Raw genomic sequence first — 21,064 nt, forward strand, 5'->3', positions numbered from 1 at the left:
CACGCCGGCATCCGCGAGGTCTTAGGGTCTCGGGGGCTCGGAGATGTGTCTAAGAGCCAGGTCCGGCGCGACGGCCGCGGGGACCCCGGGCGGGGGCGGCGGCGCGAAGGCTGGTGGCGGCGCCGGTTGCCCGAACGCCGGTTGCCCGAAAGGCGCCGGCGGCGCCGGGTTTTGGGGACCGATGCAGATCACGGTGCAGCCGGGCAGTTGCGTCGCCGCCTGCTGCGGCGTGGGTTGCATCCACGGGAACGCCGGCTGCTGGCCGGTGGGCGGCGTCCCGCTCAGGTCGATCAGCGGTGTCCGCGAGAAGAAGTCGTCCGACGGCAGGCCGTTGACGTTCATGGGCAGGTTCGGCCCGAGGCCTTCCGGATGATCGTCGTGCGCGTTGCCGAGCGGCGGCGGCGGGCCGGTCATCGGCGGGAGGTCGACCGGGACGACGCCGGTGGCGTACGCGGCGGCCCAGCCCAGCACGTTCTGCGCGTAGGGCACCGAGTTGTTGTAGCGCAGGATCGCCGACATCACCTGCATGGGGTCGCGCAGGTTGAGCCCGCCGGTGCACAGGTACCGGGCGGCGGCCAGCGCGGAGTCGAACAGGTTTTGCGGATCGGCGGTTCCGTCGCCCTTGCCGTCGACGGCGTAGCGCGCCCAGGTGCCGGGCAGGAACTGCATCGGCCCCATGGCCCGCGCGTAGGTGGGACGGTTGCCGAGGGTGCTCTGCAGGATGACCTCGTTGCCGGGCAGCGTGCCGTCCAGCGACGGGCCGTAGATCGGGACGACCGCGGTGCCGCGCGCATCGACGGCCCCACCCCCCGCGTGGCCCGACTCGATGCGCCCGATCCCGGCAAGCAGGTTCCAGCTGACACCGCAGCCCGGGGCGGCGACGGCCATCTTCTGTTCGGCGCTGCGGTACGCGGCCAGGGCGATCGACGGAATGCCCAGCGCGCCGGGCGCATTGACGATCATCGGGGGCGGCGGCGCGGACGGGGCTGCCTCGGCGATGTGGAAGGCGGTGGGCGTGCGATCGGCGGCGATGACGACCGGCCCGGAGGTGTCGGGGACGCTCGGCGACACGGCGGCGACCGGGTAAATGGCGGCGCGCACCGGCGCGCCCTGGCTGTGGCCGGGCGGGACCTTCGCGTGAACTTCGGGCCCCGAGCCGCCGACCGCTCCGGCGAAGACCAGCGGGGCGATCACGGCGACGCCGAACGCGGGCGTCTTTGTCATGCGGAATTTCGTTACGCGAAGTGCTCGCTGCCGCACGGCCTTGGCGGCCGGGCGTGGACTCCAGCGTCCCCCAATGCGCACTCGGCCGTCCTAAAAGGTCGGGAAACTACTGCTTAGCTTCGTGAACCAGATCACAATACATAACCCCCGTGACGGGAGTGGCGCAATGGGGGAATTGATTATTACCGGGATTTCTTAGCGATCCGCTCCCAGTCCTCACTCGCCCCCGCGGCCTCCCCGTGCGCGCCTTCCGGCAGTAACTCGGTCAGCATAGAGCGCAGGTCTTCCAGCTCGTGGCGCAGGTACTCGCGCGTCACGACCTCGCCCACGGCCAGGCGCAACGCCGCCAATTCCCGGGCCAGATACTCGGTGTCGGCCTTGGTCTGCGCGGCCCGGCGGCGGTCCTCGTCGAGCGTGACCCGGTCCCGGTTCTCCTGGCGGTTCTGGGCCAGCAGGATCAGCGGCGCCGCGTAGGCGGCCTGCGTGGAGAACGCCAGATTGAGCAGGATGAACGGGTACGGGTCCCAGCGCAGCGCCGCCGCGAACACGTTCACCAGGATCCAGCCCACCACCAAGATCGTCTGGATCAGCAGGTAGCGGCCGGTGCCGAAGAAACGCGCGATGGACTCGGTGACCTGCCCGACGGCCTCGGGGTCGACGCGCGGCGAATACCTGCGGGAGGTCCGCGGGGTGTAGAGCCTTCGTGTTGCCGTGGACCTGCTCACCCGGATCCTCCTAGTCGTCGTTCGATCCGGCCGGTGGTGTCCAGCTGCTGCACATCCACGCGCCAGTCGTGCGGCAGCAGATGGTCGAGGAGGTCGTCCACCGTTACCGCGCCCAACAGATGGTTCTGGTCGTCGAGCACCGGCCCGCACACCAGGTTGTAGGCGGCGAGATAGCGGGTGACCGCGCCCAGCGGTGTTTCCGGCGTCAGGGTGAGCAGATCGCTGTCGACGATCCCGCCGACCAGCTCGGCCGGCGCCTCGCGGAGCAGCCGCTGCAGCGGAATGCAGCCCAGGTAGCGCCCGGTGGGGGTGGCCGTCGGCGGGCGCGCCACGAACACCATCGACGCCAGGGCGGCGGTGAGGTCGGGGTCGCGAACACGGGCCAGCGCCTCGGCGACCGACGTGTCCGGCGTCAGCACCACCGGGTCGGAGGTCATCAGGCCGCCCGCGGTGTCGGGGGAGTGGGTCAGCAGCCGGCGCACCGGTTCGGACTCGTCGGGGTCCATCCGGGTGAGCAGCATCTCGGCATCGGTCGGGTTCAGCACGCCGAGCAGGTCGGCGGCGTCGTCGGGATCCATCTCCTCGAGCACGTCGGCCGATCGGTCGGTGCCCAGCTGCGAGAGGACGTCGGCCTGGTCCGACTCGGGCAGCTCCTGCAGGACGTCGGCCAGCCGGTCGTCGTCGAGCGCCTTGAGCACCTCGTAGCGCCGCTTGGGCGGCAGCCCGTGGATGACGTCGGCGACGTCGACGGCCCGGCGCCCCTCGAACTGGGCGAGCAGCTGGGCCACCCCCTGATCCGGCAGCGCCAGCGCCGACGGGGTCAGCCCCTGCACGTTCTGCCAGTCCACGACGTGGACGGGGCCGCGCCGTCCCAGCCTTCGCTGGCTGCGGACGGCGACCCGGGTGACCAGCCAGTCCCGGGTGCGGGTCTGTTCGATGCCCAGGTCGGTGATCACCACGTCGAGGCCGGCCAGCTCGGGCAGCTCGGGGTCATTGACCCTGACCGGGGTGTCGAGGATCTGGCCCATCGCCAGCACCTCGCCGGGCCGTTGCTGAAAGTGGCGCAGGGACACGCTGCCGGTGTTGAGCGTCACCGCGTTGGGCTCGATCGCGGCGACTCGCAGCATCGGAATGAAAATGCTGCGGCGCGTGGCCAAATCGACGATCAGGCCCAGGACGCGTGGCTGCTGGCGGACGATGCTGATGCTGATCACGACGTCGCGGAGGCGGCCGAAGTTTTCGCCGAGTGGGCCCAACACCAGCATCCGCGGGAGCCGCGCGACGTACACCCTGTTGACCGGTCCCATGCAGGAGAGCCTATTCAGCCGCCGGGCGGATGGCGGCGGGCCATGCCGTGTTTGGCGAAGTGTCGCCGCTAATGCGAATGGATGCTGAACATCGCGATGATCAAGAACACCACCAGGGTGGCGACGCCGATCACGATGCCGGTGACCGCCAGCCCGTAGCCCTCCTGGCGGGTCTGCTTGATCTGGTTCAGCGCGACCGCTCCCAGCACGATGGCCACCACCGACCCGATGACACAGCAGAAGAAACCGGTGAACGACGCGATGAGCGAGGCGATCGCCAGGCCGTTGGTGCCGGCCGAAGCCCGGTAGTCCGGCGCCCCGTAGTAGCCGCCGGGATATCCCGGGTAGGCGGGCGCCCCGTAGCCGGGCGGTGGCGGGTAGCCGGGGGGCGGCCCGTATCCGGGTGGTGGAGGACCGTAGCCGGGAGGCGGAGGACCGTAGCCGGGGGCCGGCGGATAGTCGGCCGGGTAGCCCGGCGGGTAGCCGAGCGGTGAATAGGGCTCGGGCGGATACTCGGCCGCCGGCGGCTCCCAGGGAGGTTGCCACGCGGGCTGCCCCGGGCCGCCGTCGCCGGGCGGCCGATCAGCCTCGTCACCGCGGCCACCACCGGGAGCTGCCATGGCGTTCAACCTAGCCGATGGGCTGCCGCGGGCCCGGGATGAAAGGATGGCCGAGGCGGAGGAGAATGAGCATCGATGACTAGTCCTTTCCAGCGCGGGCAGGTTCCCGGCGCCACGCCCAGCGGCGCGGCGGCCGCTCGGCGCGGCGTGCCCTCGCTCCCGACCCCGCCCAAGGGCTGGCCGGTCGGGTCCTACCCGACGTACGCCGAGGCGCAGCGCGCCGTCGACTACCTGTCCGACCAGCAGTTCCCGGTGCAGCAGGTGACCATCGTCGGCGTCGACCTCATGCAGGTCGAACGTGTCACCGGCCGGCTGTCGTGGCCGAAAGTGCTGGGCGGCGGCGTCATCAGCGGCGCATGGCTTGGCCTGTTCATCGGCCTGGTGCTCGGCTTCTTCAGCCCCAATCCCTGGGCCGCGCTGGTCACCGGCCTGGTCGCCGGGGTGTTCTTCGGCTTGATCACCTCCGCCGTCCCCTACGCGATGGCCCGTGGCACAAGGGATTTCAGCTCCACTATGCAGTTGGTGGCCGGCCGCTACGACGTGCTCTGCGATCCGCAAAACGCAGAGAAGGCGCGGGATCTGCTGGCGCGCCTGGCGATCTGAATTGGTGGGCAGGCGTCGTGGGCGCGCGCGCCGAATAGGCGCATTCGCCCTGGCGACGCTCACGATCGCGTCGGTGCTGTCGGCCTGCGGGTCGGCCGGGGGCGGTCTGGTGATCAGCTTCTACACCCCGGCCACCGACGCGGCCACGTTCACCGCGGTCGCGCAGGACTGCACCAGGCAACTGGGGTTCGCGATCCGGCACGTCAGCCTGCCCAGGGGGCCGGGGGAGCAGCGGGTGCAGCTGGCCCGGCGGCTGAGCGCGCACGACCGCGGGCTGGACGTGATGGCGCTGGACGTGGTCTGGACCGCCGAGTTCGCCGAAGCCGGTTGGGCGCTGCCGCTCTCCGCCGACCCGGCGGGGCGGGCCGAGACGGACGCGACCGTCGACACCCTGCCGGGCCCGCTCGCGACGGCCCGCTGGAAGCACGAGCTGTACGGCGCGCCCGTGACGACCAATACCCAATTGCTCTGGTACCGAACGGATTTGGTTAACCCGGCGCCGATGACCTGGGGCGCCATGGTGGCCGAGGCCGCCCGGCTGCACGCCGCGGGCCAACCCGGCTGGATTGCCGTGCAGGCCAACGAGGGTGAGGGCCTGGTGGTGTGGTTCAACACGCTGCTGGTCAGCGCGGGCGGCCAGGTGCTCTCCGACGACGGCACGCGGGTCACGCTGACCGACACGCCCGCGCACCGCGCCGCGACCGTCGCCGCGTTGCGAGTCCTCAAAACGGTGGCTACGGCGCCCGGTGCCGATCCGTCGATCAGCCGGACCGACGAGGGCACCGCGCGGTTGGCGGTGGAACAGGGGAAGGCCGCGCTCGAGGTCAACTGGCCCTACGTGCTGGCGTCGCTGCTGGAGAACGCGGTGAAGGGTGGCGTGCTCTTCCTGCCGCTGAACCGGGACCCGGCGTTGGCGGGCAGCGTCAACGACGTCGGCACGTTCGCGCCCAACGACGAGCAATTCCGCATCGCGTATGAGGCCAGCCAAAAGGTGTTCGGTTTCGCGCCCTACCCCCGGGTGGCGCCGGGGCGCCCGGCCAAGGTGACGATCGGCGGGCTGAACCTCGCCGTGTCCAGCACCACCCGCCACCGCGCCGAGGCGTTCGAGGCCGTGCGCTGCCTGCGCAGCGTGGCGAGCCAGAAGTACGTGTCGATCGAGGGCGGCTTGCCCGCGGTGCGCACATCGCTGTATTCCGATCCGCAATTCCAGGCGAAGTATCCGATGTACACGGTGATCCGCGGGCAGCTCACCGACGCCGCCGTGCGTCCGGCGACGCCGGTGTATCAGGCGTTGTCGCTGCGGCTGTCGACCGCGCTGAGCCCCATCGGCGAGATCGACCCGGAGCGCACGGCCGACGCGCTCGCCGCGCAGGCGCAGCGGGCGATCGACGGCAAGGGCCTGTTGCCGTGAGCGCCCCCGAACGGCGACTTGGCCTGATGCTGGTCGCCCCGGCGGCGACCCTGATGCTGGCGGTGACGGCGTATCCGATCGGTTACGCGGTGTGGCTCAGCCTGCAGCGCAACAACCTCGCCACCCCGCACGACACCGCGTTCATCGGGTTGGGCAACTACCAAACGATTTTGACCGACCGGTATTGGTGGACCGCGCTCGCGGTGACGCTGGGCATCACGGTGGTGTCGGTGTCGATGGAGTTCGTGCTGGGACTGGTGCTGGCGCTGGTGATGCACCGCACGCTCGTGGGGCGGGGACTGGTGCGCACGGCGGTGCTCATCCCTTACGGCATCGTCACCGTCGTCGCGTCGTACAGCTGGTACTACGCCTGGACGCCGGGCACCGGCTACCTGGCCAACCTGTTGCCACACGGCAGCGCGCCACTGACGCAACAGATCCCGTCGCTGGGCATCGTCGTGGTGGCCGAGGTCTGGAAGACCACGCCGTTCATGTCGCTGCTGCTGCTGGCCGGGTTGGCGCTGGTGCCCGAGGACCTGCTGAAGGCCGCGCAGGTCGACGGGGCCGGCGCCTGGCGGCGGCTGACCCGGATCATCCTGCCGATCATCAAGCCCGCGGTGGTGGTCGCGCTGCTGTTCCGGACGCTGGACGCCTTCCGCGTCTTCGACAACATCTACGTGCTGACCGGCGGCGCCAACAACACCGACTCGGTGTCAATCCTGGGCTACGACAACCTGTTCAAGGGCTTCAACGTGGGGCTGGGCTCGGCGATCAGCGTGCTCGTCTTCTGTTGCGTGGGCATCATCGCGCTCGTCTACGTCAAGGTGTTCGGCGCGGCCGCCCCCGTAGGTGGCGGCGAATGAACTCGCGGCGCGCCGCGCTCTGGGCCGTGATCGACACGCTGGTGGTGGTGTATGCGCTCGTTCCGGTGCTGTGGATTGTGTCCCTGTCGCTCAAACCGTCGTCAACGGTCAGGGACGGCAAGCTGATTCCGTCGTCGGTGACCCTGGACAACTACCGCGGCATCTTCCGCGGCGAGTTCTTCAGCTCGGCGCTGATCAACTCCATCGGGATCGGCTTGATCACCACGGCGGTCGCGGTGGTGCTCGGCGCGATGGCCGCCTACGCCGTTGCGCGGCTTGACTTTCCGGGAAAGCGGCCGCTGATCGGGGCGACCCTGCTGATCGCCATGTTTCCGGCGATCTCGCTGGTCACCCCGTTGTTCAACATCGAACGCTTTCTAGGGCTGTTTGACACCTGGCCCGGCTTGATCCTGCCGTACATCACTTTCGCGCTGCCACTTGCCATTTACACGCTGTCGGCGTTCTTCAGCGAGATCCCCTGGGATCTGGAGAAGGCCGCGAAGATGGACGGCGCCACGCCTGGTCAGGCCTTCCGCAGGGTGATCGTGCCCCTGGCGGCGCCGGGCCTGGTGACCGCGGCGATCCTGGTGTTCATCTTCGCCTGGAACGACCTGCTGCTGGCGCTGTCGCTGACCGCGACCGAGGCGGCGATCACCGCGCCGGTGGCGATCGCGAATTTCAGCGGCAGTTCGCAGTTCGAGGAGCCGACCGGGTCGATCGCGGCGGGTGCCGTCGTGATTACCGTCCCGATCATCGTATTTGTTCTAATTTTCCAACGACGGATTGTCGCCGGGTTGACCTCTGGCGCCGTGAAGGGATAGCGCGATGGCCGAGATCGTGTTGGAGCACGTCAATAAGAGCTACGCCGACGGCGCCGCGGCGGTGCGGGACCTGAGCATCACCATCGCCGACGGCGAGTTCCTGATCCTGGTCGGGCCTTCCGGCTGCGGCAAGACGACGACGCTGAACATGATTGCCGGGCTTGAGGACATCTCGTCGGGTGAGCTGCGCATCGACGGCGTACGGATGAACGAGAAGGCGCCCAAGGACCGCGACATCGCCATGGTGTTCCAGTCCTACGCCCTCTACCCGCACATGACCGTGCGGCAGAACATCGCCTTCCCGCTGACCCTGGCGAAGATGAAGAAGGCCGAGATCGCGCAGAAGGTCGAGGAGACCGCCAAAACCCTTGACCTGACCGAACTCCTGGACCGCAAGCCCTCCCAGCTTTCCGGTGGGCAGCGGCAGCGGGTCGCGATGGGCCGCGCGATCGTGCGGCATCCCAAGGCTTTTCTGATGGACGAGCCGCTGTCGAATTTGGACGCTAAGCTACGGGTGCAGATGCGCGGCGAGATCGCCCGCCTGCAGCGCCGATTGGGCACCACCACGGTCTACGTCACCCACGACCAGACCGAGGCCATGACGCTGGGTGACCGCGTGGTGGTGATGCACGGCGGGGTCGCCCAGCAGATCGGCACGCCCGACGAACTCTACGAGCGCCCCGCGAACCTGTTCGTCGCGGGATTCATCGGATCGCCGGCAATGAATTTCTTTCCTGCGAGCCTGACGCCGACCGGCCTGACGCTGTCCTTCGGCGAGGTGATGCTGGCGCCAGAGGTCCAGCAGGTGATCTCGCGGCACCCGAGGCCGGGGAACGTCATCGTCGGGGTGCGGCCCGAACACCTGGCCGACGCCGCGTTGATCGACGGCTATCAGCGCATCAGGGCGCTGACCTTCGAGGTGAAGGTCGATTTGGTCGAATCGCTGGGCGCCGACAAGTACGTGTACTTCACCACCGCGGGTCCGGCCGTGCACGCGGCCCAGCTGGACGAGCTGGAGGCCGAGGGTGAAATGCACGAAAACCAGTTCGTGGCACGAGTTTCCGCGGAGTCGAAGGCGGCCGTCGGGCAGTCGATCGAGCTGGCCCTCGACACGACGAAGGTAGCCGTCTTCGACGCCGACTCCGGAGCGAACCTGTCGATCGCGCCGGCCGCCGCCGAGTGATCACCGACCTCGTGCGGGCGCAGCTGCGCGCCCACTTTGCCGGCGTGGAGCCCGATTCGGCGAGCGTGACGTTCCTGGGCACCGAAACGCTTGAGGTGCTGCGGTTTCGCGGGAGCGGCGGGTTGGTTCACTACGTGTCGCTGGGGTGCTCGCGCCATCCGATGACCGACCCGGCGGACATGGTCGCCGACACCGAGCGCGGCCCGCGCGCCGAGGTTGTGCTGAGCCTGCGGGATCCCGGGCCCGCCACCGGCATCGCCCGCAGCCTGGCGGTGCTGGCGGCCACCCCGGCCGTCGACGGCGTGGTGCTGGTCCCCGACGCGCTGATCGACCTCGGCTCCCCGCTGTGGGCATGGCCGCCGGGGCGGGTGCCGTTCACCGCGGTGTTGTTGGGCCACAGCGAGATCGACGACCTGCCGCTGGACCCGCCCCGCGACCCGGTGCGGTTTCTGTCGGCGACTCCGATCACCGCGACCGAGGCCGCGTGGGTGCGGCTCAAGGGCGCCGAGGCGATGCGGCAGGCGTGGCGCAACGACGGCGTCGACGTCCTGGACCCGAAACGCCCTGCGGCTCAGCCGGGTTGATTTCGCTTGCCGAGCAGACGCAGAATCGCACTCCGCGGCGCGAATTCATGCGATTCTGCGTCTGCTCGCGAGGGGATGGTGAGGCTAGAGCCAGTGGTTGCGCCGGAATTGGAAGTACAGGATCAGACAGGAGAGCGCCATCAAGGCCATGATCCCCGGGTAGCCCCACGTCCAGTTCAGCTCGGGCATGAAATGGAAGTTCATTCCGTAGATGGCGGCGACCGCGGTGGGCAACGCCGCAATACCGGCCCAGGCCGCCATTTTGCGCATGTCGTTGTTCTGCTGCATGCCCACGCGGGCCAAGGCCGCCTGGATGAGGGAATTGAGCATGTCGTCGTAGCTGGCGATGTGGTCCGCGGCCTCGGATTGGTGGTCGGCGACGTCGCGCAGGTAGCGCCGCACCTCCTTGGAGATCAGGTCCTTGTTTTCCACCTGCATCCGGTGGAAGGCGCCGGACAGCGGGTGGACGCACCGGCGCAGCTCGACGACCTCGCGCTTGAGCAGATAGATCGGTTCGACGTCGAGCTTGCGTCCCGGGGCGAACGCCACCTCCTCGATGGCGTCGATGTCCGATTCGACCAGGCCGCTCACCTGGAGGTAATGGTCGACGACGTTGTCGGCGATGGCGTGCATCACCGCGAACGGTCCCAGGCGCGTCTGCTCCGGGTCAGCTTCCAGGGCCTTGCGCACCTCGGACAGGCCGCCGTGCTCGCCGTGGCGGACGGTGACCACGAAATCCTTACCGACGAAGACCATGATCTCGCCGGTCTCGACGATCTGGCGGGCCGCCGCCACCGATTCGTGCGGGACGTAATTGACCGTCTTCAGGACAAAAAACACCGTGTCGTCGTAGCGCTCCAGCTTGGGCCGCTGGTGCGCGCAAACGGCGTCCTCGACGGCCAGCGCGTGCAGCCCGAAGACGTCCGCCGCCTCCTGCATCTCGGCCAGGCTCGGCTCACGCAGGCCGACCCAGACGAATGCCTCCTGCCCGATCAGTTCGAGCTGGCGCACCCGGTCGAGCGCGGCGGCGTAGGTGAACTTTCCCGGCAGCCGGTGGCCGGCGGCGTAGACCGCGCAGTCGACCAGGGTCTCGTTGGGCGGGGGCGCGACGGGTTGGGCCGGCGCCTCGCGCGGCTCGCGCGCCAGCGGTCGCAGCACTTCGGGCAAGGCGTCAGGTCCGGGAAACACCTTTACCTCCGATCACCACGCAGGTCCGCCAAGCGGTGGTCAATGCTACGCGTCCTGGCGAAACACGACGTGAAGACTCCGCGGGGGCCGTGGACCGGAGGTTTCGGGCCGACGGCGGTGCGCTAGTTTCGAGCACGACACAAAATCCTGAACTTCTCCATAAGGAGCCAACCGAAGTGAGCGCAAGTCCTGTCAAGGTCGCCGTCACCGGCGCCGCCGGCCAGATCGGCTACAGCCTGTTGTTCCGCCTCGCGAGCGGCGCGCTGCTGGGGCCCGACCGCCCGATCGAGCTGCGCCTGCTGGAGATCGAGCCCGCGCTCAAGGCGCTCGAAGGTGTGGTGATGGAGCTCGATGACTGCGCCTTCCCGATGCTCGCGGGAGTCGAGATCGGCGCGGACCCGAACAAGATCTTCGACGGCGTGAACCTGGCGCTGCTCGTCGGCGCCCGCCCGCGCGGCCCGGGCATGGAGCGCGGCGACCTGCTGGAGGCCAACGGCGCGATCTTCACCGCGCAGGGCAAGGCGCTGAACTCGGTCGCGGCCGACGACGTGCGCATCGGCGTGACGGGCAACCCGGCCAACACCAACGCCCTGATCGCGATGAGCAACGCGCCCGACATCCCGCGGGAGCGGTTCTCGGCGCTCACCCGCCTCGACCACAACCGGGCCATCACGCAGCTGGCCCGCAAGACCGGCGCCGCCGTCACCGACATCAAGAAGATGACGATCTGGGGCAACCACTCGGCCACCCAGTACCCCGACATCTTCCACGCCGAGGTCGGCGGCAAGAATGCCGCCGAGGTCGTGGGCGACCAGGCGTGGATCGAGAACGACTTCATCCCGACCGTCGCCAAGCGCGGCGCGGCCATCATCGACGCGCGCGGCGCCTCGTCCGCCGCGTCGGCCGCGTCGGCGACCATCGACGCCGCCCGCGACTGGCTGCTCGGCAGCCCGGCGGGCAACTGGGTGTCGATGGCGGTCATCTCCGACGGCTCCTACGGCGTGCCCGAGGGCCTGATCTCGTCGTTCCCGGTGACCACCAAGGGCGGCGACTGGACGATCGTCACCGGCCTGGAGATCGACGAGTTCTCCCGCGGCCGGATCGACAAGTCGACGGCGGAGCTGGCCGACGAACGCAGTGCGGTCACCGAACTCGGGCTCATCTGACCCCGAACAGAGATTAGGCCTACTAATGGGTAGCCCTTACCCTGATGCGATGCCAGAGACCGCGCACCCGCAGATGGCCATCGGAGACGACGAGATCTTCGATGCGCACGTAGGTGGGAAGCTTTCGGTGGCGCTGAGCGCGCCGCTGGACACCCAGCGCGCGTTGTCGATCGCCTACACCCCGGGGGTGGCGCAGGTCAGCCGGGCGATCGCGGCGGACCGCACGCTGGCCGCCCGCTACACCTGGTCGAACCGGCTGGTGGCCGTCGTCAGCGACGGCAGCGCGGTGCTGGGCCTGGGCGACATCGGGCCCGAGGCGTCGCTGCCGGTGATGGAGGGCAAGTGCGCGCTGTTCCAGGCGTACGGCGGCCTGAACGCCATCCCGATCGTGCTGGACACCAAGGATCCCGACGAGATCGTCGAGACCCTGGTGCGGCTGCGGCCGACGTTCGGCGCCGTCAACCTCGAGGACATCTCCGCGCCGCGCTGCTTCGAGATCGAGCGGCGGGTCATCGAGGCGCTGGACTGCCCGGTGATGCACGACGACCAGCACGGCACGGCGATCGTGGTGCTGGCGGCGATGATGGGCGCCAGCAAGCTGCTCGGCCGCGACATGTCCTCGCTGCGCGCGGTGGTCTCCGGCGCCGGCGCCGCGGGGGTGGCGTGCACGAATCTGCTTCTGACCATGGGTGTTTCGGACATCACCGTCCTCGACTCGCGCGGCATCCTGCACACCGGGCGCGACGACATGAACAGCGTGAAGGTCGACCTGGCGCGACGGACCAATCCCGACGGCCTCAGCGGCGGCCTCATCGAGGCGCTCGAGGGCGCGGACGTCTTCCTCGGGCTGTCGGGGGGCGTGGTGCCCGAGGAACTGATCGCCACGATGGCGCCCGGCGGGATCGTCTTCGCGCTGTCCAATCCGGACCCGGAAATCCACCCCGAGGTGGCCGCCAAGTACGCGGCGGTGGTGGCCACCGGCCGCAGCGACTACCCCAACCAGATCAACAACGTGCTCGCGTTCCCGGGGATGTTCCGCGGCGCGCTGGACGCCGGGGCGCGCCGGATCACCGAAAAGATGATGGTGGCCGCGGCCGAGGCGATCTTCTCCGTCGTCAGCGACGACCTCGCGTTCGACCGGATCGTCCCGAGCCCGCTGGACTCGCGCGTCCGGGAGGCCGTCGCCGCCGCCGTCGCGATCGCCGCAGACACCTCCGTGTGATCAGGCTGGCCGCGCTGCTGCTGGCCGCCCTGCTTGCGGTGGCGGGCTGCGGCGAGCGCCGACCGGCCCCGGAATTGGTCGTCGGATCCCGGCCCGACCCCGAGTCGGCGCTGCTGGCGGGCGTCTACGTGGCGGCGCTGCGGTCCTACGGTTTCGGGGCGCGACCCGAAACCGACACCGACCCCATGGCGAAGCTGGACTCCGGCGCGTTCACCGTCGTCCCCGCGTTCACCGGCCAGACCTTGCAGCGGTTGCAACCCGGCGCGGTGGCGATGTCCGAAGCGCAGGTCTACCGCGCGATGATCGCGGCGTTGCCCGAGGGCGTCCGGGCCGGCGACTACACCACCGCGGCCGACGACAAGCCGGTGCTGCTGGTCACGCGGGCCACCGCCAAGGCCTGGGGCGGGCACGACCTGACCGCGGAGCTGAGCACCCTGCCACAGCACTGCGACGGGCTGGCGCTCGGCGCCGTCGACGGGTTCCCCGCGCCCGCCTCCGTCGGATCGTGCCGGCTGCCGACGTCGCGCCAATTCCCTTCGGAGGAAGCACTTTTCGCGGCAGTCCGGGACAACCAGCTGACCGCGGGATGGACGACGGCCGCCGACCCGGCCAGCCCCACCGACCTGGTCGCGCTGGCCGACCGCAAACCCGCGCTGGTGCGGGCCGAGAACGTGGTGCCGCTGTATCGGCGCAACGCGTTGAGCGATCGGCAGTTGCTGGCCATCAACGAGGTGGCCGGCGTGCTGGACACCGCGGCCCTGGCCGACATGCGCCGGCAGGTGGCCGGCGGCGCCGACCCGCAGGCGGTGGCCGGCGGCTGGCTGGCCGAACACCCGCTGGGCCGCTGAGGGTCAGACCTTGGGCATCAGCCGGCCCATGACGGGCCCGAACAGCTGCTGGTAGTAGGGGCCGGCCACCCGCACCATCAGGTCCATGACCTTGGCGTCGTTGCCGACCAGCACGCGCGCCTTCTTTTTGACGACCGCGTCCAGGATGACCCTGGCGGCTTGTTGCGGGCTGGTCCTGGCGAGCCGCTTGTCGAAGAGCTTGGCCAGCTGGTCGCTGTCGAGCCCCTCGGCGGCGGTGGCGTTGCGGGCGATCGCGGTCTTGATGCCGCCGGGGTGCACGGTGGTCACCGCCACCGGGTGGCGGGCCAGGATCATTTCCTGGCGCAGCGCCTCGGTGAAGCCCCGGACGGCGAACTTGGCCGAGTTGTAGGCGGCCTGCCCCGGCACCGAGAACAACCCGAACACGCTCGAGATGTTGATGACGTGGCCGTCGCCCGAGGCGATCACGTGCGGGAGGAACGCCTTGGTGCCGTTCACGACGCCCCAGAAGTCGACGTCCATCACCCGTTCGATGTCCTTGAACTGGCTGACCTCGATGTCGCCGGTGAAGGCGATGCCGGCGTTGTTGTAAATCTGGTTGACCTTGCCGAAGTGCTCGGCCACCTCGTCGGCGTAGGCCAGGAAGGCCTCGCGCTCGGTGACGTCGAGGCGGTCCGCCTTGACCGGCGCCCCGATCGCCTTCAACTGCTCCTCGGTCTGCGCCAGGCCCTCGGTGTCGACGTCGCTGATCGCGACCTTGGCCCCGGACCGGGCCAGCTCGACGGCCAACGCCTGCCCGATGCCCGAACCGGCGCCGGTGACCACGGCGACCTTGCCGGCGAACCCCTTCATGAGCACTCTCCTGTCAGTCGGTCTTCGTCGAGGCTAGCCGGTACCCGCGGTACGGCCTTCGCAGGGCCGACGCAGCGGGGCGTGACCTCAGGGCTTCTGGGATAGGGTCAGCCAATTGGCGACGCTCGATCAACCTCTGACGGCAAAGGGGTGACGCTGAAGTGACCGACGACCCGCGCGCTGACGTTGTCTCTCGCCAGTACGAGCGATGGCGATACCCGGAACCCATTCTGGACCTCGACGCATGGACAGCCAACAACTGGCAGTGGTTCGATCCCGTCCACGCGCACCGGATGTTGTGGCCGGACCGGGAATTCAAGCCCGATCTCGACATTTTGATCGCCGGATGTGGCACCAATCAGGCGGCGATCTTTGCCTACACGAACCCCGCCGCGAAGGTGGTCGCGGTCGATGTCAGTCAGCCGTCGCTGGATCATCAGCAATATCTGAAGGACAAGCACGGGCTGTGGAACCTGGAGCTGCACCGCCTTCCGATCGAAGAGCTGCCCACCCTCGGACTCGACTTCGACCTCGTCGTTTCGACCGGTGTGTTGATGGTCATGGCCGACCCGCTGGCCGGCATGAAAGCACTGGCCCACTGCCTGCGGCCCGACGGCGCCGTCGGGGTGATGCTGTACGCGACGTACGGCCGGACCGGCGTCTATATGCTGCAATCGGTTTTCCACGACATGGGGTTGGGCCAGGACGACGCCTCGGTCCAGATCGTCAAGGACACGATCGCCGTGCTGCCGCCGGATCACCCCGTCCGCAGCTACCTCAAGTTGGCGCCGGACCTCCAGTTCGACACCGGTCTGGTGGACACGTTCCTACACGGCCGCGACCGCAGTTATTCGGTCGACGAGTGCATCGAGCTGGTCACCTCGGCCGGACTGGTGTTTCAGGATTGGTTTTTCAAGGCGCCGTATTATCCACACGACATGTTCGCCCCGCCCAGCGGGTTCTATCCGGCCGTGAACGCGTTGCCCGAGGCCAAGGTGTGGTCGGTGATGGAACGCGTCTCGACGATGAACGGCTGCCATTTCTTCATGGCCTGCCGCCCCGAGCGGCCGAAAGAGACTTATGCAATTGACTTTTCGACGGACAATTGCCTCGACTATGTGCCGATGATGCGCATGCGCTGCGGCCTGTCCGGCAACGAACTCTTCCGCCATGACTGGCGGCTCGGTCTCAACTCCGCCCAGCTGCCGTTCGTGCAACACATCGACGGCCGTCGCACGATTCGGGAGATCGCCGCGTGCGTGGCGCAGGGTTCGGAAACGCGCCGCGGTGATGCGGCCGACGTGGAGAAGTTCGGACGCAAGTTGATTCAGGCCCTGTGGCGCCTCGATTTCCTTGCGATGGGACTGCAGCCGAAGCCCGCCGCCAACGGTCAATCCTGACTCTCACCAACGTGTTTCGCAGCGAACCCGCGGCCCGATCGGCCGCGTCCGCGGACGCTTTTTGGTGGTCTTTGGACTCTAGCGCGAAGCCCGAAGCGGTAACCATCTTCCTGTCCTGGAAGAAAGGGATTGGAGTATCGTCAGCCACCTAGCGATCCGCAATCCTTCACCGCTGAGCACAAAAGGGGTCACCCCAAAGTGATCGACGATCCGCGCGCCGATGTCGTTTCTCGCCAATACGAGCGGTGGAGGTACCCGCGACCCATCCAGGACCTCGACGCCTGGGTGGTCAACAACTGGCAGTGGTTCGATCCCGTCCACGCGCACCGGATGCTATGGCCGGACCGGGAATACAAGCCCGATCTCGACATCTTGATCGCGGGATGCGGCACCAATCAGGCGGCAATCTTCGCCTACAACAACCCGGCCGCGCGGGTGGTGGCCGTCGACATCAGTCAGGCGTCGCTGGACCACGAGCAGTATCTGAAGGACAAGCACGGGCTGTGGAACCTCGAGTTGCACCTGCTGCCGATCGAAGAGGTGTCCACCCTGAACCTCGACTTCGACCTCGTCGTGTCGACCGGCGTTCTGCATCATCTGGCGGACCCCTCGGCCGGCATGAACGCACTCGCCAGTTGCTTGCGACCGGACGGCGCTTTGGCGGTGATGCTGTACGCGCGGTACGGCCGGACCGGCGTCGAGATCATGGAATCGGTCTTTCGTGACATGGGGCTGCGCCAGGACGAGGCGTCGGTCCAAATGGTCAAAGAGACCATGTCCGTGCTCTCGCCGGATCATCCGCTCAAAAGCTATATGCGGGTGGCGAGGGATCTGGAGGCGTCGGACGCCGCCTTGGTCGATACGTTCCTGCACGGTCGGGAGCGCAGCTACAGCGTCGACGAGTGCATCGACCTGGTGACCTCGGCCGGACTCGTGTTCCAGGGCTGGCTCCTCAAGGCGCCGTACTACGCGCACGACTTGTTCGCCCCGCCGAACGAGCTCTATCCGGCCGTGAACGCGTTGCCCGAGGCCAAAATCTGGTCGGTGATGGAACGCATCCAGACGCTGAACGCGTGCCATTTCTTCATGGCGTGCCGTCCTGAGCGGCCGAAAGAGGCTTACACCATTGACTTTTCGAGCGACGACTCCCTCGGCTATGTCCCGATGATGCGCATGCGCTGCGGTCTGGACGGCAACGAGATCTACCGGACGGATTGGCGGACCGCGCTCAACACGGCTCAGTTCCCCTTTGTGCAGCACATCGATGGCCGTCGCACGATTCGGGAGATCGCCGCGGCCGTGGCGCAGGGCCCGGGGTCTCGGCGCGGCGACGCGGGTGACGTCGAGAAGTTCGCCCGCAGGCTGTTTCAGGGGCTGTGGCGCCTTGATTTCCTTGCGATGGGCCTGAATCTGGGATAGCGGCGCCTTAGCGCCGAACGTCGACTTCTTTGCGCCGAAAGTGCCTGAAGAGCACAACAAATCGACGTTCGACGGCTCAGCGGAATGCGGTGTCGAGGATCTCCTGCTGCTCGACGGCGTGCACCTTCGAGGACCCCGACGACGGGGCCGACATGGCCCTGCGCGAGATGCGCTTGAGCCCGGACAGCTTGTCGGGCAACAGCTCCGGCAGCTCCAGCCCGAAGCGCGGCCATGCGCCCTGGTTGGCGGGCTCCTCCTGAACCCAGAAGAACTCCTCGGCCGCCGGGTAGCGGTCCAGCGTCTCGTTGAGCCGTCGCTTGGGCAGCGGGGCGAGCTGTTCGATGCGCACAATCGCGACGTCGTCGCGGTTGTCCTTGGCCTTACGCGCCGCCAGCTCGTAGTAGATCTTGCCGCTGGTCAACAGGATCCGGCTGACCTTGCTGCGGTCGCCGACGCCGTCCTCGTAGGTCGGTTCCTCCAGCACCGAGCGGAACTTGATCTCGGTGAAGTCCTTGATGTCGCTGACGGCGGCTTTGTTGCGCAGCATCGACTTCGGCGTGAACACGATCAGCGGGCGCTGGATGCCGTCGAGGGCGTGGCGGCGCAACAGGTGGAAGTAGTTGGACGGCGTCGAGGGCACCGCGATCGTCATCGAACCCTCCGCCCACAGCTGCAGGAAGCGCTCGATGCGCCCGGAGGTGTGGTCGGGGCCCTGCCCCTCGTGGCCGTGCGGCAGCAGCAGCACCACGTTGGACAGCTGACCCCACTTGGCCTCACCGGAGCTGATGAACTCGTCGATGATCGACTGCGCGCCGTTGACGAAGTCACCGAACTGCGCCTCCCACAACACGAGCGCGTCCGGGTTGCCCACCGTGTAGCCGTACTCGAAGCCGACGGCCGCGTACTCCGACAGCGGTGAGTCGTAGACCAGGAACTTGCCGCCGGTGGGGGTGCCGTCGGGGTTCGTCGCCAGCAGCTGCAGCGGCGTGAACTCCTCGCCCGTGTGGCGGTCGATGATCACCGAGTGCCGCTGGGAAAAGGTGCCGCGCCGGGTGTCCTGCCCGGACAGCCGCACCAGCTTGCCCTCGGACACCAGCGAACCCAGGGCCAGCAGCTCGCCGAACGCCCAGTCGATCTTGCCCTCGTAGGCCATCTCTCGGCGCTTTTCCAGCACCGGCTGCACGCGCGGGTGCGCGGTGAACCCGTCGGGCACGGCCAGGAACGCGTCGCCGATGCGGGCCAGCAGCGACTTGTCCACCGCGGTGGCCAGCCCCGCGGGCACGGGCTGGTCCGCCTCCACCGACTCGCTGGGCTGCACGCCGTGCTTCTCCAGGTCGCGGACCTCGTTGAACACCCGCTCCAGCTGGCCCTGGTAGTCGCGCAGCGCGTCCTCGGCCTCCTTCAGCGAGATGTCGCCGCGGCCGATCAGGGCCTCGGTGTAGCTCTTGCGGGCCCCGCGCTTGGTGTCGACGACGTCGTACATGGAGGGGTTGGTCATCGACGGGTCGTCGCCCTCGTTGTGGCCGCGCCGCCGGTAGCACAGCATGTCGATGATGACGTCCTTGTGAAAGCGCTGCCGGAAGTCGACGGCCAGCTTGGCCACCCAGGCGCAGGCTTCCGGGTCGTCGCCGTTGACGTGAAAGATGGGCGCCCCCACCATCTTCGCCACGTCGGTGCAGTACTCGCTGGACCGGGAGAACTCCGGCGCGGTGGTGAACCCGATCTGGTTGTTGACGATGATGTGGATGGTGCCGCCGACGCGATAACCGGGCAGGTTCGCCAGGTTCAGCGTCTCGGCCACCACCCCTTGGCCGGCGAAGGCGGCGTCGCCGTGCATCATCATCGGCACCACGGAGAAGGCCTTGTCGTCGCCGTCGTCCTCGGCGCCGCGATCCAGCAGGTCCTGCTTGGCCCGCACCAGGCCCTCCAGCACCGGGTCCACGGCTTCCAGGTGCGACGGGTTGGCGGTGAGCGACACCTGAATGTCGTTGTCGCCGAACATCTGCAGGTACACGCCGGTGGCGCCGAGGTGGTACTTGACGTCGCCGGAGCCGTGCGCCTGCGACGGGTTGAGGTTGCCCTCGAACTCGCTGAAAATCTGTGAATACGGCTTGCCGACGATGTTGGCCAGCACGTTGAGCCGGCCGCGGTGCGGCATCCCGATGACCACCTCGTCGAGGCCGTGCTCGGCGCACTGGTCGATGGCCGCGTCCATCATCGGGATCACGCTTTCGGCGCCCTCCAGCGAGAACCGTTTCTGGCCAACGTATTTGGTCTGCAGGAACGTCTCGAAGGCCTCGGCGGCGTTCAGCTTGCTCAGGATAAACTTCTGTTCGGCCACAGTGGGTTTGACGTGCTTGGTCTCGACCCGTTCCTGCAGCCACGCCTGTTGTTCGGGTTCGAGGATGTGGGTGTACTCCACGCCGATGTGGCGGCAGTACGCGTCGCGCAGCAGGCCGAGCACGTCGCGCAGCTTCTTGTACTCGCAACCGGCGAAGCCGTTGACCTTGAAGACACGGTCGAGGTCCCACAGCGTGAGGCCGTGGTTGAGGATCTCCAGGTCGGGGTGGCTGCGGAAACGGCTGGAATCCAGCCGCAGCGGGTCGATGTCGGCCATCAGGTGCCCGCGGTTGCGGTAGGCCGCGATGAGCTCCATCACCCGGGCGTTCTTGTCGACGATCGAGTCCGGGTTGTCGGTGCTCCAGCGCACCGGCAGGTACGGGTTGCCCAGCTCGCGGAAGATCTCGTCCCAGAAGCCGTCGGAGAGCAGCATCTCGTGGATGACGCGCAGGAAGTCGCCGGACTCCGCGCCCTGAATGATGCGGTGGTCGTAGGTCGACGTGAGCGTGATCAGCTTCCCGATGCCCAGCTCGGCGATGCGCTCCTCGCTGGCCCCCTGGAACTCAGCGGGGTACTCCATGGCGCCGACCCCGATGATCGCGCCCTGGCCGGCCATCAGCCGCGGCACCGAGTGCACGGTGCCGATGGTGCCGGGGTTGGTCAGCGAAATCGTCACGCCGGCAAAGTCTTCGGCGGTCAGCTTGCCGTCGCGGGCGCGGCGGACGATGTCCTCGTAGGCGGTGACGAACTGCGCGAACCGCATCGTCTCGCAGCGCTTGATGCCGGCCACCACCAGCGAGCGTTTGCCGTCCTTGCCTTGCAGGTCGATGGCCAGACCCAGATTGGTGTGCGCCGGGGTGACCGCGGTGGGCTTGCCGTCGATCTCGGCGTAGTGCCGGTTCATGTTCGGGAACTGCTTGAGCGCCTGCACCAGCGCGTAGCCCAGCAGGTGGGTGAAGGAGATCTTGCCGCCACGGGTGCGCTTGAGCTGGTTGTTGATGACGATCCGGTTGTCGATCATCAGCTTGGCCGGAACCGCCCGGACGCTGGTCGCCGTCGGCACGTCCAGCGACGCCGACATGTTCTTGACGACGGCCGCGGCGGCGCCGCGCAGCACCTGCACCTCGTCGCCGTCGGCCGGCGGGGGAGCGGCGGCCTTGGCGGGCGCTGCGGGTGCCGCCGGGGCGGGCGCCGCGGCGCCGTTGCCGCCGGTGGGCTTCGCCGGCGCTGGAGGCGCGGGAGAGTCGCAGGCGTGAGGAAAGCGCTTGCAGAGCAGAAGAATTGAGGCGAACAGCGGCCGTGAGCAACA

General features: G+C 68.3%; 18 protein-coding genes. 11 read left to right on the top strand and 7 right to left on the bottom strand.

The genetic code is table 11. The annotated features are described in order from the left end of the window. Positions 1-21: 21 nt before the first annotated feature. The 4 genes from A5787_RS03700 to A5787_RS03715 all read right to left on the bottom strand — a co-directional run bounded on the left by A5787_RS03700 (position 22) and on the right by A5787_RS03715 (position 3,876). Positions 22-1,305 carry a lytic transglycosylase domain-containing protein gene (locus A5787_RS03700; RefSeq protein WP_082977054.1) on the bottom strand — a complete coding sequence of 428 codons (1,284 nt, stop codon included), beginning with the start codon at positions 1,303-1,305 and terminating at the stop codon, positions 22-24. A gap of 101 nt (positions 1,306-1,406) precedes the next feature. Beyond that, positions 1,407-1,949: a DUF1003 domain-containing protein gene (locus tag A5787_RS03705; RefSeq protein WP_066961771.1), complete on the bottom strand. Its 543-nt coding sequence runs from the start codon at positions 1,947-1,949 to the stop codon at positions 1,407-1,409. Next, entirely contained in the window at positions 1,946-3,256 is a 1,311-nt protein-coding gene (locus tag A5787_RS03710) for a magnesium transporter MgtE N-terminal domain-containing protein (RefSeq protein WP_066961784.1), read from the bottom strand. The genes A5787_RS03705 and A5787_RS03710 overlap by 4 nt, the downstream gene beginning before the upstream one ends. 68 nt (positions 3,257-3,324) lie before the next feature. Next, positions 3,325-3,876, bottom strand: a complete 552-nt coding sequence (locus A5787_RS03715; protein WP_066961794.1) for a DUF4190 domain-containing protein — start codon at positions 3,874-3,876, stop codon at positions 3,325-3,327. Between the two features lie 75 nt (positions 3,877-3,951). Here A5787_RS03715 and A5787_RS03720 point away from each other — a divergent pair, with 75 nt between their 5' ends. Genes A5787_RS03720 through A5787_RS03745 form a run of 6 tightly spaced genes read left to right on the top strand, consistent with a single transcriptional unit; the run spans position 3,952 to position 9,341 of the window. Continuing rightward, positions 3,952-4,479: a general stress protein gene (locus A5787_RS03720; protein ID WP_066961798.1), complete on the top strand. Its 528-nt coding sequence runs from the start codon at positions 3,952-3,954 to the stop codon at positions 4,477-4,479. 4 nt (positions 4,480-4,483) lie between these two features. After that, on the top strand, positions 4,484-5,890 hold the full coding sequence (locus A5787_RS03725; RefSeq protein ID WP_156763745.1) for an extracellular solute-binding protein: 1,407 nt from the start codon (positions 4,484-4,486) through the stop codon (positions 5,888-5,890). Positions 5,891-5,916: 26 nt separating this feature from the next. Then, positions 5,917-6,753, top strand: a complete 837-nt coding sequence (locus tag A5787_RS03730; RefSeq protein ID WP_066961833.1) for a carbohydrate ABC transporter permease — start codon at positions 5,917-5,919, stop codon at positions 6,751-6,753. Next, positions 6,750-7,574, top strand: a complete 825-nt coding sequence (locus tag A5787_RS03735) for a carbohydrate ABC transporter permease (protein WP_066961804.1) — start codon at positions 6,750-6,752, stop codon at positions 7,572-7,574. Before A5787_RS03730 ends, A5787_RS03735 begins: the two co-directional genes overlap by 4 nt. Positions 7,575-7,578: 4 nt before the next feature. Next, on the top strand, positions 7,579-8,757 hold the full coding sequence (locus A5787_RS03740; RefSeq protein WP_066961807.1) for an ABC transporter ATP-binding protein: 1,179 nt from the start codon (positions 7,579-7,581) through the stop codon (positions 8,755-8,757). After that, on the top strand, positions 8,754-9,341 hold the full coding sequence (locus A5787_RS03745; protein ID WP_156763746.1) for a suppressor of fused domain protein: 588 nt from the start codon (positions 8,754-8,756) through the stop codon (positions 9,339-9,341). Before A5787_RS03740 ends, A5787_RS03745 begins: the two co-directional genes overlap by 4 nt. 84 nt (positions 9,342-9,425) lie before the next feature. Here A5787_RS03745 and corA read toward each other — a convergent pair whose 3' ends face one another. Next, positions 9,426-10,529 carry a magnesium/cobalt transporter CorA gene (gene corA, locus A5787_RS03750; RefSeq protein WP_066961810.1) on the bottom strand — a complete coding sequence of 368 codons (1,104 nt, stop codon included), beginning with the start codon at positions 10,527-10,529 and terminating at the stop codon, positions 9,426-9,428. A 176-nt stretch (positions 10,530-10,705) separates the two neighbouring features. Between corA and A5787_RS03755 the strand changes: the two genes are divergently transcribed. The 3 genes from A5787_RS03755 to A5787_RS03765 are packed head-to-tail and all read left to right on the top strand — an operon-like array spanning position 10,706 to position 13,765. Continuing rightward, the gene (locus tag A5787_RS03755) at positions 10,706-11,695 is read left to right on the top strand and encodes a malate dehydrogenase (protein ID WP_066961813.1); all 990 of its coding nucleotides are present in this window, start codon (positions 10,706-10,708) and stop codon (positions 11,693-11,695) included. 49 nt (positions 11,696-11,744) lie between these two features. Further along, positions 11,745-12,917 (top strand): NADP-dependent malic enzyme, encoded by a 1,173-nt coding sequence (locus A5787_RS03760; protein WP_156763747.1) that lies wholly within the window; start codon positions 11,745-11,747, stop codon positions 12,915-12,917. Next, entirely contained in the window at positions 12,914-13,765 is an 852-nt protein-coding gene (locus tag A5787_RS03765; RefSeq protein WP_066961819.1) for a glycine betaine ABC transporter substrate-binding protein, read from the top strand. Before A5787_RS03760 ends, A5787_RS03765 begins: the two co-directional genes overlap by 4 nt. 3 nt (positions 13,766-13,768) lie before the next feature. Here A5787_RS03765 and A5787_RS03770 read toward each other — a convergent pair whose 3' ends face one another. After that, positions 13,769-14,596, bottom strand: coding sequence for an SDR family oxidoreductase (locus A5787_RS03770; protein ID WP_066961822.1), 828 nt, complete (start codon positions 14,594-14,596; stop codon positions 13,769-13,771). A gap of 161 nt (positions 14,597-14,757) precedes the next feature. On the opposite strand from A5787_RS03770, the gene A5787_RS03775 reads away from it, so the two are divergent. Together A5787_RS03775 and A5787_RS03780 are read left to right on the top strand one after the other, a co-directional pair. After that, on the top strand, positions 14,758-15,996 hold the full coding sequence (locus tag A5787_RS03775) for a bifunctional 2-polyprenyl-6-hydroxyphenol methylase/3-demethylubiquinol 3-O-methyltransferase UbiG (RefSeq protein WP_066961825.1): 1,239 nt from the start codon (positions 14,758-14,760) through the stop codon (positions 15,994-15,996). 198 nt (positions 15,997-16,194) lie between these two features. Continuing rightward, the gene (locus A5787_RS03780) at positions 16,195-17,415 is read left to right on the top strand and encodes a bifunctional 2-polyprenyl-6-hydroxyphenol methylase/3-demethylubiquinol 3-O-methyltransferase UbiG (RefSeq protein WP_066961827.1); all 1,221 of its coding nucleotides are present in this window, start codon (positions 16,195-16,197) and stop codon (positions 17,413-17,415) included. A 76-nt stretch (positions 17,416-17,491) separates the two neighbouring features. Here the strand turns inward: A5787_RS03780 and A5787_RS03785 are convergent. Beyond that, positions 17,492-21,064, bottom strand: a 3,573-nt coding sequence (locus tag A5787_RS03785; protein WP_231993807.1) for a multifunctional oxoglutarate decarboxylase/oxoglutarate dehydrogenase thiamine pyrophosphate-binding subunit/dihydrolipoyllysine-residue succinyltransferase subunit, incomplete at its 5' end; no start/stop codon positions are given.

The sequence above is a fragment of the Mycobacterium sp. 852002-50816_SCH5313054-b genome (assembly GCF_001667185.1).
GTDB lineage: Bacteria > Actinomycetota > Actinomycetes > Mycobacteriales > Mycobacteriaceae > Mycobacterium.